The 15,123-nt window shown below is 71.1% G+C and carries 12 protein-coding genes; 9 read left to right on the top strand and 3 right to left on the bottom strand.

Annotation, left to right across the window (positions count from 1 at the left end):
• The first annotated feature begins 8 nt into the window (after positions 1–8).
• Positions 9–776, top strand: coding sequence for a ribosome-inactivating family protein (locus ACZ4Z3_RS26930; RefSeq protein WP_468503417.1), 768 nt, complete (start codon positions 9–11; stop codon positions 774–776).
• A gap of 246 nt (positions 777–1,022) precedes the next feature.
• Positions 1,023–3,089 (top strand): bifunctional glycosyltransferase 87/phosphatase PAP2 family protein, encoded by a 2,067-nt coding sequence (locus ACZ4Z3_RS26925; protein WP_468503416.1) that lies wholly within the window; start codon positions 1,023–1,025, stop codon positions 3,087–3,089.
• Positions 3,090–3,092: 3 nt separating this feature from the next.
• Here the strand turns inward: ACZ4Z3_RS26925 and ACZ4Z3_RS26920 are convergent, their stop codons facing one another.
• The gene (locus ACZ4Z3_RS26920) at positions 3,093–3,260 is read right to left on the bottom strand and encodes a hypothetical protein (protein WP_468503415.1); all 168 of its coding nucleotides are present in this window, start codon (positions 3,258–3,260) and stop codon (positions 3,093–3,095) included.
• Between the two features lie 1,229 nt (positions 3,261–4,489).
• Between ACZ4Z3_RS26920 and ACZ4Z3_RS26915 the strand changes: the two genes are divergently transcribed.
• The 5 genes from ACZ4Z3_RS26915 to ACZ4Z3_RS26895 all read left to right on the top strand — a co-directional run bounded on the left by ACZ4Z3_RS26915 (position 4,490) and on the right by ACZ4Z3_RS26895 (position 10,851).
• The gene (locus ACZ4Z3_RS26915) at positions 4,490–5,377 is read left to right on the top strand and encodes a winged helix-turn-helix transcriptional regulator (RefSeq protein ID WP_468503492.1); all 888 of its coding nucleotides are present in this window, start codon (positions 4,490–4,492) and stop codon (positions 5,375–5,377) included.
• A gap of 41 nt (positions 5,378–5,418) precedes the next feature.
• Positions 5,419–6,024 carry a LysE family translocator gene (locus ACZ4Z3_RS26910; protein ID WP_468503491.1) on the top strand — a complete coding sequence of 202 codons (606 nt, stop codon included), beginning with the start codon at positions 5,419–5,421 and terminating at the stop codon, positions 6,022–6,024.
• 47 nt (positions 6,025–6,071) lie between these two features.
• The gene (locus ACZ4Z3_RS26905) at positions 6,072–6,788 is read left to right on the top strand and encodes an MOSC domain-containing protein (protein WP_468503414.1); all 717 of its coding nucleotides are present in this window, start codon (positions 6,072–6,074) and stop codon (positions 6,786–6,788) included.
• A gap of 238 nt (positions 6,789–7,026) precedes the next feature.
• Positions 7,027–8,463 carry an FG-GAP repeat protein gene (locus ACZ4Z3_RS26900; protein ID WP_468503413.1) on the top strand — a complete coding sequence of 479 codons (1,437 nt, stop codon included), beginning with the start codon at positions 7,027–7,029 and terminating at the stop codon, positions 8,461–8,463.
• A gap of 510 nt (positions 8,464–8,973) precedes the next feature.
• Positions 8,974–10,851, top strand: coding sequence for a serine/threonine-protein kinase (locus ACZ4Z3_RS26895; RefSeq protein ID WP_468503490.1), 1,878 nt, complete (start codon positions 8,974–8,976; stop codon positions 10,849–10,851).
• A 59-nt stretch (positions 10,852–10,910) separates the two neighbouring features.
• On the opposite strand, the gene ACZ4Z3_RS26890 is transcribed toward ACZ4Z3_RS26895, so the two are convergent.
• Positions 10,911–12,038, bottom strand: coding sequence for a S8 family peptidase (locus ACZ4Z3_RS26890; RefSeq protein ID WP_468503412.1), 1,128 nt, complete (start codon positions 12,036–12,038; stop codon positions 10,911–10,913).
• Positions 12,039–12,210: 172 nt separating this feature from the next.
• Between ACZ4Z3_RS26890 and ACZ4Z3_RS26885 the strand changes: the two genes are divergently transcribed.
• Positions 12,211–13,119 (top strand): NAD-dependent protein deacetylase, encoded by a 909-nt coding sequence (locus ACZ4Z3_RS26885; RefSeq protein ID WP_468503411.1) that lies wholly within the window; start codon positions 12,211–12,213, stop codon positions 13,117–13,119.
• Between the two features lie 124 nt (positions 13,120–13,243).
• Here ACZ4Z3_RS26885 and ACZ4Z3_RS26880 read toward each other — a convergent pair whose 3' ends face one another.
• Positions 13,244–14,107: an oxygenase MpaB family protein gene (locus ACZ4Z3_RS26880; RefSeq protein WP_468503410.1), complete on the bottom strand. Its 864-nt coding sequence runs from the start codon at positions 14,105–14,107 to the stop codon at positions 13,244–13,246.
• Positions 14,108–14,266: 159 nt separating this feature from the next.
• Here ACZ4Z3_RS26880 and ACZ4Z3_RS26875 point away from each other — a divergent pair, with 159 nt between their 5' ends.
• Entirely contained in the window at positions 14,267–15,106 is an 840-nt protein-coding gene (locus ACZ4Z3_RS26875) for a UbiA family prenyltransferase (RefSeq protein WP_468503409.1), read from the top strand.
• Positions 15,107–15,123: the final 17 nt, after the last annotated feature.

Raw genomic sequence — 15,123 nt, 5'->3', positions numbered from 1 at the left:
AGCACACCTTGCCCACCAGCGTCCTGGCCGTGGTCGCCTTGTCCATCCTTCTCGGATTCCTGGTGATCCTCTTGCACTGGATGGACAGCCACAGGCCGGACTCGACGGCCGCGGATCGTACGACGACCAGCACCGAGACCACCGTCGGCACGAAGCACACCGGCTTCCCACGGCTCCACTGGAACATCAGCCGCGGCTCAGGCGCGTACCTCACAATGCTCGACCAACTGCGGAACCTCGCTGAACTCTCCGCTGAGGGCCGCGACACATCCAACGCCGGCACCGGGATGAACCTCGCCGCCGTCACGGACGGCACCGAAAGCCGGGGTTTCGCCGACATTGTGATCAGCAGCGACAACCACACCCCCACGGTGCGTGCGACTGTACGGCTCAGCGACTTCCACGTCGTGCGGTTCTCCTCCAGCGACACTCCGCACAACTTCGTCCTGAACCTTTCCCCTGATATCCCTCGCAAGCACGACGCCGGCGAGGACGACTGGTTCGTCGGCGAGGAGGGCTACGACGCCCTCGTCCGCGTCGCGAACCAGTCGCTGACCGCCGTCAATCTGAGCGAGTCCAGCCTTGAGAACAGCCTCGCGGATCTCGGCACCCGCGGCACCGACCGCACCGCCCAGGCGCGCGGCATGCTGCGCTACCTCATCGCCATCACCGAAGCCTCCCGGTTCCACCCCATCGCCACCCGCATCGCGAGCGGGATGGACAACGGGTCCGACGTCTTCCTCACCGCACAACAGGCCGGCGTGATGCGCACTTAGGGCCTATCAGATCGATTCATGTGGCTATAGCACGTTCGGGTGGTTGGTGTGGATATGAGGCGGGGCGGTCTGGCGGATGCCGATTGAGAACAGTTGCGGCCGTACCTGCTGCTCAGCAGGTGGAGGGATCGCCGACAGATGATCGACGGGATCTTGCGCAAGGTAAGAAGAAGCGTGCAGCGGCGTAACCGGCACGGCGAGCGAGGGTTGTCCGCGTCTCCTCACGGGAGCGCTGCAAGCCTCTTCATGGGTCGGCGAACGGGGCGGGAGGGACGACAGGGCGTGGCGAACGCGGACCAGGGCGGGCCGGGTGGTGCTGTCGGGACGGGGGTGGCGGCTCGTTGGGGGACGGTTCGTGCCGTGCTGTGGTTGGTCGTGGCGGTCTTGGCGGTGCGGCAGGTCGCGGTGGTGTTGCGTGCGCCGAGGAGTGAGCGGCTGACGGATCTGGAGACGTGGGTCGGGCCGGACGGCGTTCTGCATGTGTCGGGGTCGTTGTATGACTCGACGCGGTTCACGGGTACTCCGTTCGGCGGGTTCGTCCTCAAGCCGCTGACGCGTGCGGCCGAACAGGCGCTCGGCTGGGGGTGGACGTTCGGGACTCTGCTGCTGGTTGTCGCGCTCGGTCTGGTCGCCGCCCGTGCGCTGCCGCAGCCGGTCACCCGTCGAACGGCCCTGCTCGCGGCGCCCGTCGCGGTGGCTTTGCTGATGCTGTCGCTGCCGGTCCGTAACACGCTCTACCTGGGCCAGACCAGCATCATTCCCGTGCTGCTGGTCCTGGCGGGCTGTTTCGCGGTGCGCGGTGAGCGTGCCAGCGGTGTGTTCATAGGGGTGGCGGCGGCTTTCCAGCCGGCTCTGCTGTTGTTCGTGGCGTTGCTGTGGTTGACCGGTCGTCGTCGGGTCGCCGTGAGTACCGGTGTCACCTTCGCCGGCGTCACCGCGCTGGCCTGGGTGGCGCTGCCGTACGACTCGTACGCCTACTGGGTGCACCATCTGGCGGGTGTGGGTTTGGGTGGCCGGGCGGACGATCTCGCCAACCAGTCGCTGCACGGGGCGCTGCTGCGGCTCGGCCTTGAAGGCACGGCGGAGATCGCGGTCTTCTTCACGCTCGCCACGGCCTTCGCTGTGTTGGGGATGCGCCGGGCCATCGGTTACGCCCGTGACGGGCAGTTGCTGCTCGCTGTCGCGATCACCGGCTGTGTCGTGGTCGTGGTGTCGCCGACGTCGTGGAAGCACCAGTTGCTGTGGGTGCTGGTGGCGGCGGTCGGCCGGGTCGGCAAGCGGGCCTCGTCGCGGTATGTGTGGCCGGTGGCGGTGGTGCTGGTGATGACGCTGCCGGCGAAGATGATGGTGCCGAACGTCGGTGTCCTGTACCCGGTGCGCGACAACGTGGTCCTGCTGGCGGCGCTCGCCTCGGCGCTGGTGGTGCCGTTCTTGTCCCGCACCTCGCAGTACTACCAACACCCGATCCCCACCGAATACGTGCCGAAGGCGCAGACCCGCTTCAGCTGGGCGCCGCTGCTGCGCCGGGTCGCCACCCGCCCCAACCTGCTGCTGGAACTGCTGCTGATCCGTGTCACGTACGCCGCCTACCAGCGCACCCGGCTTCAGGCGGCCGGCAGCCGGGCCGTGGCCGAGGAGCACGCCCGGCAGATCCTCGGGCTCGAGAAGGCGCTGTTCCTCGACATCGAGCACGGGGTCAACCACGCGGTGGTGCGGGTGGGCTGGCTGCGGGACTTCTTCGACTTCTACTACACGTCGTTCCACTTCGTGGTGCCGCTGACCGTCCTCGGCATCCTGTACTGGCGCCGCCCCGCCGACTACCGCTGGGCCCGCACCGCGATCGGCTTCACCACGGTCCTGGCGCTGGTGGGCTTCTTCGTGTACCCGCTGGCGCCGCCCCGGCTGATGCCGGGCCTGGGCATCATCGACACCATCCACGGCGTCCAGGACTTCTCCAAGCCCGACTACGGCACCCTCACCGAGGTCGCCAACCAGTACGCGGCGATGCCCTCGCTGCACTTCGGCTGGTCCCTGTGGTGCGGGCTCACCATCGCCATCGTCGCGCCCCGCTGGTGGATGAAGGCCCTCGGCCTGCTGCACCCGACGTTCACCGTCGCCGCGATCGTCGCCACCGGCAACCACTGGATCCTCGACGCCGCCGGAGGGGCCGCGGTCGTCGGTGCGGGCTTCGCCCTCACCCACCTCCTGACGGGACCACGGGCGGCCCCGGTCACGGACGAGGACGACGGCAAGACCGACGACGGGGCCCCGCGGACCGCAACGAGCGGCCCACGCGACCCCGTCCGTGGTTGACCGTCAGCCGATCCACAGGTCGTACGTGGCACCGTCCCTGGTGTCGTTGGCGGAGATGAGCCGGGGCTCCCACCGCCAGCCCGTGCTGGGCTTGCGGTGGTGGAACTCCACCGAGCGGCCGGCCACCCACCAGTAGTCCTCGGCGGTGGTGCAGCCCTTCGGCCGGCTCACAGGTGAGCAGGTGACGGTCGGGCTTCGGGCGGATCATCGCGGCGACCGTCTCGTCAGGGCTCTGCGCCGTCGCGCGCCAGGCGGCCGAGGACGGGCTGCCGGTGAAACCGTTCGGCAGCGGCCACGCCTTCACCGCCTCATCCGCGGCCCAGGCTCGGGCGACGGCCCCCGTCCACCCGCTTCGGCAAACTGTCTGCCCGTCAACTGGCCTTGGGCGTCAGGGAAAGGCCACTGTCGCGGCATACCGGGCGGGCCGTGGCGGTGAACTTCACGTGAGAGTCGACTCCGCCCGGCCTGAGCCATGAGAGCAGGTCGCGGCAGCCGGGCAGAACAGTCGCTCGGCCGCCCGGCAGGACGTCAGTCCGTGCCCAGGCCACGGCCATCAGGACCTGCCTGGCAACATCAATGTCAGCGCCGGGCCGTAGGGTGCATCGGGTATGGCCTGTCACCGGCCGCACCCGCAGTAGTAAGCCACCCCACCGGCCCCGCACCGTCGGCCGGAAGTTGAAAGAGAGCAACGTCCCGCCGTGTTTCAAGAGACCCCCATCTTCAGCCGCCTCGTCGACGAGCGTGGCGACATCCCCGCTCAGGTGCGCGGTGAGGCCGAACGCATACGCCGCGAACTCGCACGGGTGATGCCCTGGCCCCCTGTATCCGACCTGCCCGCCCGCACCATGCCAGACCGTGGCAGGCCCTGATCCTGCGGGCGTCCTTCGTTTCCCCCTGCCCGAGGCCGGTGTGGTGTGGTCGGAGGGCGGCTGACAAGGGCAGGCTCGCGCGGCGGCTCGCTGTCGACGGGCAGCGAGCCGCCGACCGTCGACGGCAGGACGGCAGGACGGCAGGACGGCAGAGTGGACCTCGGGGCGGATAGGGCCGGGGCTGACGGCGTTGACCCACACTCTCGCGAAACCGAACTCTGCCGCACAGCACTTGGTGACCCGGGAGCGGTCGTCGGCCCAGGAATTGGACGAGTTGCCACGGCCGGGGTGCCGGGCACGCTCCACGTCTCCCCCAGTGGCGATGCTCACGGCGTCGAGGTCGAAGGCGGCCTTCGTCCGGCCGCGCCCTGCGGCGCCCGCCCCCAAGCCCCACGCTCAGCACCGGCCGCCGACCGACCACCTTCGCTCTCCCCTCGCGATGCCCCTCCGAGGTCATGTGCGGGTGTGTGCCTGGCGATGCGCGGTGTTCTGCAGCATAGTGAGTTCCGAAAAGGAACTTACAATGTCGGCATGAAGATGCATCGGGCGGATGAGACCTGTGGCATCGCCCAGGCCGCCGTGGTCATGGGCGACTGGTGGAACGTGCTCGTGCTGCGCGAGATCGCTCGCGGGCATCTGCGTTTCGACGCACTCGCCGGCGAACTCGGTCTCTCCCGCAAGGTTCTCGCCGAGCGCCTGGCCCGGCTCGTCGAGCGGGGCGTGCTGCGCCGCAGTCTCTACCAGCGCCGTCCGGACCGTTACGAGTACGTGCTCACCGACGCCGGGGCAGCGCTGTTGCCGCTGCTGGTCGCGATGCAGGACTGGGGTGACCGGTGGGTGCTCGGGGACGGAACGGTCACCGGGGCGGCGGCACCGGACGGCGCGGAACACGCTCGCGTGCACGCCCAGATCGGCACGCGCATGCCGGAGGGGCTCGTACTGCCCAGCACGCACGGCGTCGATCTGCCCGTCGTCGCGCCGGACTGTGCCGGGACCGTCCTGTTCACGTATCCCGGCACGGGGGTCGAGTGGGACGAACCCATCCCCGGAGCCGTCGGGTGCACGCTGGAGAACCGGTTGTTCAACGATGCCTGGCCCGACTTTCAGCGGGCGGGGGTGGAGGTGCGCGGGGTGAGCACCCAACTTCCGCACGAGCAGGCCGATTTCGCGCGCGCCGAAGCAGTGCCTTTCCCCTTGCTCTCCGATGCCGGGCAACGGCTGGCCGCGGCCCTGCGGCTGCCGACGTTCCGTGGGGCGGGCCGGCTGCGCCTGAAGCGGCTGATTCTCGTCGTCGGGCCGGACGGGACGGTCCGGCATGTGCTGTTCCCCGTGCAGGACATCCCCGCCGCCGTGACGGAGGCCCTGCGATGGGCCACGGCCAGTGCCGGTGCTGGGCCTGACGACACCGAGGAGTCCTGACCGTGATCGAAGCGTGGGGAGTTGGGCCCGTGGGGGTGCAGATGGTCGGGGTGATCGGCGTGCTCGCCCTGGTGACGGTGGTACCGGGTCCTGACATGGCGGTCGTCACCCAGCACGCGATCGCCTCCGGCCGCGGTGAGGCCGCCCGTGTCGCGGCGGGCGTCGCCACCGGGTTGCTGGTGTGGGGCGTGTTCTGCGTGGTCGGGCTTGCGGCGGTTCTGGCAGCCTCTGCTGAGGCGTACGTCGTGGTCAAGCTCCTGGGAGCGGCGTATCTGCTCTTCCTGGGGGCGCGCGCTCTGTTCAGAGCCCGCCACGGCGTGCCGTTGAAGGCATCCCACCGGACGACGCGGGTGGGGAACGGGTACTGGACCGGCCTGGTGACCAACGTGCTCAACCCCAAGATCGCTGTCTTCTACATCGGGCTGCTCCCCGCCCTGGCCCCGGGCGGTCTGCCCGCGGCGGCGGGCATGGGTCTGCTGGTGCTGGCGCACGCGGTGTTGAGCCTCGCCTGGCTGGCATGTGTGGCCCATGCGGTGTCCGCGGCCCGCTCCTTCTTCGAACGGCCGCGCGTGCGCATCGCGCTGGAGCGCCTGACGGGCGTCGTACTGGTCGGCTTCGGTCTGCGTGTGGCCGCGGAAGCCAACTGAGTGTTCACGAGATGTCGAGCCGGCCGTCGGTCGGGAAAGGGGCGGGGATGAGACTGGGCACCGTCGAGCGGATCTGGCGGTACCCGATCAAGTCCACGGGAGGAGAACGGCTGGAGTCGGCCCACCTGGACGAGCGGGGTCTGCTGGGTGACCGGCTGTATGCGGTACGGGACGCCGAGGGCAGGTTCGGCTCGGGCAAGAACACCCGCCGGTTCCGAAGGATGCCCGGCCTGCTCCGGCTGCGCTCCCGTTACCCGCAAGCGGAACGCCTGGGGGAGCCCGAGCTGCTGGACCCGGACGGGGTGCCGGTGGCCGATGCCACCGCCTACCTGCGCCGCTACCTCCGGCGCCAGGACCTCGAGGTGGCCCGTGAAGGGTCCGTCTCGCACTTCGACCAGCTTCCGCTGAGCGTGCTGAGCACCGCCACCCTCGACTGGATGCGCACCGCCCTCGCGGGAACCGCGGTCGACGAGCGCCGCTTCCGGCCCAACCTCCTCATCCGCACACCACCGGGCACACCCGCCTTCGTGGAGGACCGGTGGCTTGGTTCCACGGTCCGCATCGGCGGCACGGTGTGCGTCACGTTCGTACGCTCCAGCGAGCGCTGCGTCATGGTCAATGAGTCCCAGCAAGGGCTGCCGCACTCGCCGCTCGTGTTGAAGACGATCGCGAAGGCGCATGACCTGCGTCTGGACGCACTGGGCACCGTGACCGCGCCGGGCACCATCGGCGTCGGGGACCCCGTCGTCGTGATCCGGCCCTGATCCGACCTCGGCCGCATCGGCGAGACGAGGTCGGCAGCGCCAAGCACCCCCACAAGTGGGGGCCACCCTCACGTGGCTCGGTCGGGCTCGGAGTGTGGAGATGCACCAGTTTCCGTCCCAGGGGAGATCAGTGTCCTAGAACCGGGCGGCAACCTTCACACAACCGTTCGTACACCTCGTGAGTCACATCCCCGTAAGCCTTCGAGCTCATTCTCTGCTCTGACTAGGGGAGTTCACCGTGCGCGCACGCACCTTGGCCGCCACCGCCGCCGTAGCGGCACTCACCGCGACCGGCCTGACCCTGCCGCTCGCCGGGAGCGCCGCGGCCGCGACGACTCCGCGGTTCGACTTCAACGGCGACGGATACGCGGACATCGCGGTCGGTATGCCCGACGCCACCGTGGACGGCAAGGCCAAGGCCGGCTACGTCAGCGTGATCTTCGGCGGGCCGCAGAGCCCGAGCCAGTCCACCGGCGTCATCAGCCAGGCGGAGACCGGCGTACCCGGAACGCCCGAGGCGGGCGACCGCTTCGGCTCCTCCCTGGCCCCTGTCGACGTGAACGGCGACGGCGTCTTCGAGCTCGTCGTCGGCGCGAGCGGCGAGTCGCTCACCTCGGACCAGCTCAAGGACGAGGGCACCCTCACCGTTCTGGACGGCTCGGGATGGAACGTCAAGGGCACCACCGTGGCCAGGGGCACGTCCGAGTACAGCAGCATCGGCAGCACCATGGCCACCGGTGACTACGACGGCGACGGCGACACCGACCTCGTGTACGGCGAGAACGGCGAGGAGCACGGCGCGCTCCGGTTCCGGGCGGGCCCGCTCACCGCCGACCCGGTGACACCCACGACCTTGCGCAGGTACAGCATGGGCGGCCGCACCAGTGCCCTTGCCACCGGCGACTTCGACGGTGACGGCCGGGACGACCTCGCCACCACGTGGCGGGCTCTGGAGGACTCCGGAACCTTCATCACGCGGTGGGACGACCAGGCCGAGCCCGCCCAGTGGTGGAGCGACGCCGACCGCGGCAGCGCGCTCACCGCCGCCGACTTCGACCAGGACGGCACCGACGACCTCGCCGTCGGGCTCGTACAGCCCAACCCCGAGACGGAGACGACGCATTGCGAGGACCGGCTCGGCGGTGCGGTGCTCCTTCTCAAGGGGTCGAAGACGGCGAAGTTCGGCGCCGAGCACGACTGCGTCACGCAGTCGAGCCCGGACGTCGGCGGTGCCGCCGAGCAGGGCGACGACTTCGGCGCCGCGCTGTCCGCCGGTGACCTGAACGGCGACAGCCGTCCCGAGCTGGTGGTCGGTGTGCCCGGTGAGGACGTGGGCACCGTGAAGGACGCGGGCGGGTACGTCGTCATGAACGGTACGGAGAAGGGCCTCTACGGCGGTCTGGCCCGCAGCCAGAGCACCCCGAACATGCCGGGCACGGCCGAGGCCGGCGACCGGTTCGGCGCCCAGGTGGCCGTCGGTGACTACAACCGCGACGGTCTGTGGGACACCGCGGTGAGCGCGCCCGGGGAGAACGCCGGGGATCCCAGGTCGGGTGGCGTCTGGTTCGTGCCGACCAGCACCGAGGAGACGTACCCGCAGGGCAAGTCGCTCACCCCCTTCGGCTTCGCGCTGCCCAACGGCGCCATCGAGTACGGCGAAGTGCTGGGCTCCTAGGGATCCGGCTTTCCGGCGCGGGCGGCCTCGTCGGTGGCGGCCGCCGCGGGGATTTCCACTCCCGCGGGACGTCGGCGGCGGACGGCGTGCGTGCGCGCGTGGGCCCGGACAGTGGGGTCCATTCGGTCTGACCGCCCGCGCAGTTCGCGGGTTTCCCTCCACACGTACTTGGGGTCGTGTGGCCCGGCTGCATTCATCAGTGGGGACCGCACGGCCCCCGAGCACGATCACGGGAGCGCTCACCCGTCTCCGTGCGCCCGGTCGCGCCGCCGCGCGCCCTGTGGCGGGGGGGTGTGGATCGTCAGAATGTATCTCCGGCTCCCATGGTGAGCCGGTTCGGCAGCACGGCCTGCCCGCCTGCTGCGTGCGTGGCCCACCTGGACCATCGGTCACGGCTTCCCGGTGGACGGCGTGGTCGTCTCCGGGGACGTCGACGGACGGGTGGGGTGCAGCGTGGTGGAGCCGCTTCGGTACGGGGTCGATCCCGAGCGCGTGGGGCCGTACGAAGTGATGGGTCGTCTGGGCTCCGGCGGCATGGGCCGCGTGTACCTCGCTCGCGTGATGGGTGGTACGCGGCTCGTGGCACTCAAGACGATCCGGCCCGAGCTGTCGAAGGTGCCCGGTTACCGGGAACGCTTCGCCCGTGAGATCGAGGTAGCCCGCAGCGTCCGCAGCTCATACATCGCGCAGCTCGTCGACTTCGGTCCCGACGCGGAAGTGCCCTGGCTGGCGACGGAACTCGTACTCGGCCCCACCCTCGCGGAGGTCCTGGCCTCCCACGGTCCGCTGCCGGCCGACAGTGTGCGGGTTCTGGCAGCGGGCATCGCGGAGGCACTCGGCGCGATCCATGCCGCGGGCATCGTGCATCGCGACGTCAAGCCGTCCAATGTCCTCCTCTCCGAAAGTGGACCCCGCCTGGTCGACTTCGGGGTCGCTCGGCCGGTGCGGCAGGCCGGACTGACCTCGACGGGACAGTTCGTCGGAACCTCCGCCTACGCCTCCCCCGAGCAACTGCTGGGCCGGACCGTGGGCCCGCTCAGCGACATGTTCTCCCTCGGTGTCCTCCTCACCGAGACGGCGGGCCCGGGCGTGGGCTCCTCGGAACGCCAGTCGCCCGCTGCCGATGTCATCGAGGGCCGTACCCCCGCACTGGCGTCCCTGCCGCAGGATCTGCGCACCGTCGTAAGCAAGTGCCTCGCCCGCGATCCCGCCGACCGGCCCTTCCCGGCCGAGGTCCCCGGCATGCTGGCGGGCCGTCCGCTCCCCGATCGTCAGAGCGGACGTCCATGGCTCCCGGCCCCCGTCTTCTCTTCCGTACGCCGGAGTTCGGAGTCTCTGCGGGCCGTCACGCACCCGGCGACCGCGTTCGACCCCGGCCGGATGGACCAGCAGCCCACGGCCACCGCGGACTTCCCTCGCGTCGACACCACCGCGATGCCCGGTTCACGAATCCCCGCGCCCGCGCCCGCGTTGCCTGCAGGGAGAAGGCCGGCCCTCACCGTGGGGCTTGCGCTGGTGACGGGCCTGTTGGTCGTGGCGGGTGTGCTGCTGACGCGGCAGGACGGTGACTCCGGTGCCGGGCTCGGGGTGGGAGACACGACGCCCGGGGCGACTGTCACCGTCACGGCTTCCGCTCGGCCCTTCGAGGACAAGCCGAAATCCACCGCCACCCCGCCCCGGACCACCCCCTCCCCCGCCCGCACTCCGGCGGAGTCCGTGCGGGAACCCTCGGCCTCGCCGCCGCGGCGGCCCGCGTTCACCCGAGGCGCACTGGGCGTCTCCCGCTACCGGGAGCCGGGATACGCGGCCACGGTCACCTCCGTGGCCCCGCAAGGACACCAACTCACCGTGGCCTTGCACGCCAGGGGAAAGACGGACCTGCGGGAGGCGAACACCACGTGCCTCGAAGTGCAGGGTTCGGACGGGACGTTCACCGTGCATCCGTTCGCGCAACACGCGGAAACGGCCCGGCCCGGCGCCTTCGACGGGACCCTGACCTTTCCCCTGCTCGTATCGGGAAGGTACGCCCTGCGGTACTCCTGCCGAAGCGACTACTCGGCGGTCGACCTGGGCACGGCGCGCGTGCCGCACGTCAGCATCTCCCGCTACAGCGACGAGTACTTCGCCGTGATCCTTTCGACGGCCCGCACATCCAGCGGCCTCCAGCTGGTGTTCGCCTCCACCGGAAGGAGAGACCTTCGGGACCCCCGCACCTCGTGCCTGAACCGCGGCGGCGCGGAACAGTACCCGGTGGACGTCCGGCTGGACCGCAGCGAGACGACGCTCGATCACTTCCACTACGGCGTCATGGACTTCCCACCCGTCGCGGCGAACAGCAGCTTCACCTACTCCTGTTTCCACGACTACAGTGCCGCGCCCCTGACCTGACCCGGCCCCTGGAGCGGCAGCCGGCCCGCGCACCCACGCCCAGACCTGTGATCGGTGGGTCAGATGCCCCCGGTGTTGAGAAGTCGGTTGGGGGTGTCGGCGCGGACGCCCCGTACGACGCCACGGGTGGCCGTACGGTCGAGCCAGACGTGCACCTCGTCGGCCGTGGCCCGGGGATGGGTCGACAGGTACAGCGCGATCACGCCGGTCGCGTGCGGCGCGGCCCACGACGTCGCGCCGAACTCCTCCGTGACCGTACCGCCGCCGGCGAGGGCTGCGGTGACCTTCTGGCCGGGGGCGTACAGGTCCACGCACCGCCCGTAACCCGATCCATGGGAGGCCGTGTCGTTCCAGACCCGGTCCTTCGAGGTGGAGGCCGCGACCACGATCGTGCCGCGGACGCCGGCCGGGGAGTGCTTGCAGGCGTCGTCGCGGAAGTTGCCGGCCGACACCACCGTCGGGATCCCCGCGTCGACCATCTTCTTCACCGCGGCGTCCAGGGCCGCCGACCGGCGGTCGAGGTTGAGTGACATGTTGACCACCGCGGGCTTCTGCGCGTGGGCGGTGACCCACTTGACCGACTTCACCAGGGCGGCCTCCGCCGCCGCCCGGGAGCCGCCGCCGTCGCTCTCGCAGAGGATGCCCTGGACGCGTACGAGTTCCGCCTTCGGCGCCACGCCGTACTTCGCCCCACCGATCACGCCCGCGACGAAGGTGCCGTGGCCGACGCCCTCATCGCCGAAGCAGTCACCGGAGTCCTTCGGACCGACGAAGTCGGCTCCGCGGTGAGCGCGTCCGCCGAACTCCTTGTGGGAGATGTCCATCCCCGTGTCGATCACATAGACGTGAACGCCCCTACCCGTGACTTTGGTGGTGAACCTGCCGTTCAAGGGCCGCGCGCGCTGGTCCAGGATGTCCAGGTTCCACGGCACCTTCCGGGTGAGGGGCGACGCCGCGGTCTGCGCCAGCCCGGACGACTTTCCCTCGATGTCCGGCGAGGTCGAGGCCGCGCCGGACGGCGCCCCGTCCCCGGTGTGCGCCGAGGACTCCCCCGTGCGGGACGTCCCGCGGCCCCCCTCGGCCGCCGCACCGGCTTCACCGCCGCAGGCCGAGGCCCCGAGCACCGTCAGCATGGCCATCACCACAAGTCCGGCCTTTGTCACGTTCCGCGCCACAACGTCCCCCATGGTCCTCTTCGCGCACAGTCAGCGCACTAGACGACGAGGGAGCGGTGGGTGGTTCCGGCCGGTGTGCGGGCAGACCGGGTACGCGACGAGGCGTTCGCCGGGGATTCGACGGGGATCGACGGCACTTCGACGGGGAGACGTCGGCGACGGCATGTTTCGTACCCTGGGCGGCATGCGCATGCGCCCCACCTTGAGCTGGTCTCCCGCCGAGGACCTTCCGCCGGGCACCACGGATCTCGGACCCGTCGCCGACGCCCTGGCCTCCGGTGGTGTGCTGGTGCTCAGCGGGGCGGGCATCTCCACGGAGTCGGGCATCCCCGACTACCGCGGCGAGGGCGGCAGCCTGAGCCGGCACACCCCGATGACCTACCAGGACTTCACGGCGAGCGCCCAGGCGCGGCGCAGGTACTGGGCTCGCAGCCACCTCGGCTGGCGCACCTTCGGCCGCGCACGCCCCAACGCCGGGCACCGTGCCGTGGCCGCGTTCGGGCGGCACGGCCTGCTCTCCGGTGTGATCACCCAGAACGTCGACGGTCTGCACCAGGCCGCCGGCAGTGAGGCGGTCGTGGAACTGCACGGGAGCCTGGACCGGGTCGTCTGCCTCTCCTGCGGTGCGCTCAGTCCGCGCCGGGAACTCGCCCGGCGGCTGGAGGAGGCCAACGAGGGCTTCGCCCCGGTGGCCGCCGGGATCAACCCGGACGGCGACGCCGATCTCACCCACGAGCAGGTCGGGGACTTCCGTGTCGTGCCGTGCGTCGCCTGCGGCGGCATCCTCAAGCCGGACGTGGTGTTCTTCGGGGAGGCCGTTCCGCCACAGCGTGTCGAGCACTGCCGCTCCCTGGTCCGCCGGGCGGCGTGCCTGCTGGTCCTGGGCTCCTCGTTGACGGTGATGTCGGGGCTCCGGTTCGTCCGCCAGGCGGCCGAGGCCGGGACGCCCGTACTGATCGTCAACCGGGACGCCACCCGGGGTGACCGGCACGCCGTCACCCGGGTCGCCCTCCCGCTGGGAGCGGCGCTCACCACGGTGGCGGGCCGTCTGGGCGTGCCCGTCGACGACGGAGTGGCCTCCGGGGCGGGGTAGCGCTCAGGACGCGTTGTGGGCGAAAGCGGCACTGCCGTCGCCGCGCGGAGCGCGCAAGCGGGGCGGTGCCGGTGCGGACACCGAGCCGCGGTGCTGCACGGCTGTACGGTTCGGACCCCACCCGCTAGGCCGGGGGCCGCATGCTCCACCTGATCGCTCTCGTCAGGGCGTGGCCCGTGAGCGGTATCGCGACGCCCTCCAGGCCGGGGAGGTGAGGGAGGCCCAGCAGGGTGCGGGCCCACTCCGGGAGGGAGGTCACCGCGTTGGCGGCGAGCAGGGCGTAGGCGGGCCGGGCGGCGAGCGGCAGCGGTGGGTGGATCAGCAGGAAGCGTGCGGCCGCCCTGCTCTCCGGTGTGGCACGGAGTTCCGGACGGTACGCGGCGAGGCGCGCGTCGAGTTCCGCCCGGGTGCGGGGCGGGTCCGGTACCCCGAGGGCCGTCGCCACCTTCGCCGTGTCGGCCACGTAGGCGTCGTAGTCGGCGGCGGAGAGGGTCCGCGCCCCGAAGCGTTCGTGAGCGCGGAGGAAGCTGTCCGTCTCGGTGATGTGCACCCATTCGAGCAGATGAGGGTCGGCGGCCAGGTAGTGCTCGCCCTCCGTCGTCGTCCCCCTGACCCGCTCGTGGATCGCGCGGACCCGTTCGACGGCGCTGCGTGCGTCGTCGGCGGTTCCGAAGGTCGTCACGGCCAGGAACGTACTGGTGCGTTGCAGTCGTCCCCAGGGGTCGCCGCGATACCCGGAGTGGGCGGCCACGGCGGCCATGGCCAGCGGGTGCAGGGACTGCAGCAGCAGGGCCCGCAGTCCGCCGATGAACATGGAGGCGTCGCCGTGCACGACGCGGATGGGCCGCTCCGGGCCGAACCAGCGCGGGCCCGGTGTGTTGTGGATGCGGGCACGGTTCGCGGGACCGTCCGGCCCCGCGACGCGCCGGAAGAGTGCTCTGCCGAGCCTGTCCCGCACGCCCGAGACCGTGAGGACGTCCCTGTCCATGGTCCTATTCTGCGTCGTCGTCGGGCGGGAAGACAGGTGGCGGTGTTCGTCGGGGCGTCCGCCGAATGCCGGACCGCCTCGTGTGAGCGGGCGGGTGGCGTGGCAGCGTTCCTGTATGTCCCTGGTGATCACGCGTGCCGGACCGGTCGAGGTGCTGCGATGCCCGTGACCGCCCGTACGGTTCCGGCGCGCCCCGGATCGCCGTCCGTGCCCGCGCTGCTCGTCGCCGCCCACGGCGGGCCCGTGCTCGCGGTCACCGCTGTCGCGGCCCTGCTCGCCCTGCGTGCCGAGCTGCGCCCGTTCGACGTCGTCGCCGTCACCTCGGCGGTGTTCACCGGTCAGCTCACGATCGGCTGGGGCAACGATCTGCTGGACCTGCGTCGTGATCGCGCCGTCGGTCGCGCCGACAAACCGCTGGCCACCGGGGCCCTCCCGGTCGGGCGGGTGGTGACGGCCCTGGTCGTGGCGGCATGCGGCTGCCTGGTGCTGTCCGTGCTGGCCGACTGGCGTAGCGCGCTGCTCAACGCCACCCTCGCCACCGGTGCGGGCCACGCCTACAACCTGGGGCTCAAGGCGACCGTGTGGTCCTGGGCGCCGTACGCCTGCGCGTTCGGGGCGCTGCCGTCGGTCGTCACTCTCGCCGCCCCGGCCAGGGGCTGGGCCCCGCTGTGGATGACCGGCGCGAGCGCCACACTCGGGGTCGGGGCGCACCTGCTCAACACGCTGCCCGACCTCGCCGACGACGAGCGGACCGGTGTCCGCGGCCTCCCCCACCGGATCGGGGAGCGCCGCTCACGCGTCCTTGCCGCCGCGCTGCTGTCCGCGGCCTCGCTGCTCGCCGTGCTCGGCCCCGCGGGTACGCCGCCCGCGTGGGCGTGGGCGGTGCTCGCCCTGGTGACGGTCCTGGCACTGCTCACGCTGGTCGACCGCACTCCGTTCCGCGTCGCGGTGGCCATCGCGCTCCTCGACGTCTTCCTGCTCTTGGCGGTCGGTGGATGACCCGGGCAGCCGTCCGC

Source organism: Streptomyces sp. NPDC030296 (assembly GCF_055572815.1).
This window is presented reverse-complemented; position numbering and strand designations above follow the sequence as displayed.

Excerpts from the sequence above, each read along its gene's own strand:
- ACZ4Z3_RS26915 (WP_468503492.1), top strand. The coding sequence starts at position 4,490 with ATGAAGATGCATCGGGCGGATGAGACCTGTGGCATCGCCCAGGCCGCC.
- ACZ4Z3_RS26890 (WP_468503412.1), bottom strand. The coding sequence starts at position 12,038 with ATGGGGGACGTTGTGGCGCGGAACGTGACAAAGGCCGGACTTGTGGTG.
- ACZ4Z3_RS26885 (WP_468503411.1), top strand. The coding sequence starts at position 12,211 with ATGCGCATGCGCCCCACCTTGAGCTGGTCTCCCGCCGAGGACCTTCCG.
- ACZ4Z3_RS26905 (WP_468503414.1), top strand. The coding sequence starts at position 6,072 with ATGAGACTGGGCACCGTCGAGCGGATCTGGCGGTACCCGATCAAGTCC.
- ACZ4Z3_RS26925 (WP_468503416.1), top strand. The coding sequence starts at position 1,023 with ATGGGTCGGCGAACGGGGCGGGAGGGACGACAGGGCGTGGCGAACGCG.
- ACZ4Z3_RS26895 (WP_468503490.1), top strand. The coding sequence starts at position 8,974 with ATGGGTCGTCTGGGCTCCGGCGGCATGGGCCGCGTGTACCTCGCTCGC.
- ACZ4Z3_RS26880 (WP_468503410.1), bottom strand. The coding sequence starts at position 14,107 with ATGGACAGGGACGTCCTCACGGTCTCGGGCGTGCGGGACAGGCTCGGC.
- ACZ4Z3_RS26875 (WP_468503409.1), top strand. The coding sequence starts at position 14,267 with ATGCCCGTGACCGCCCGTACGGTTCCGGCGCGCCCCGGATCGCCGTCC.
- ACZ4Z3_RS26910 (WP_468503491.1), top strand. The coding sequence starts at position 5,419 with ATGGTCGGGGTGATCGGCGTGCTCGCCCTGGTGACGGTGGTACCGGGT.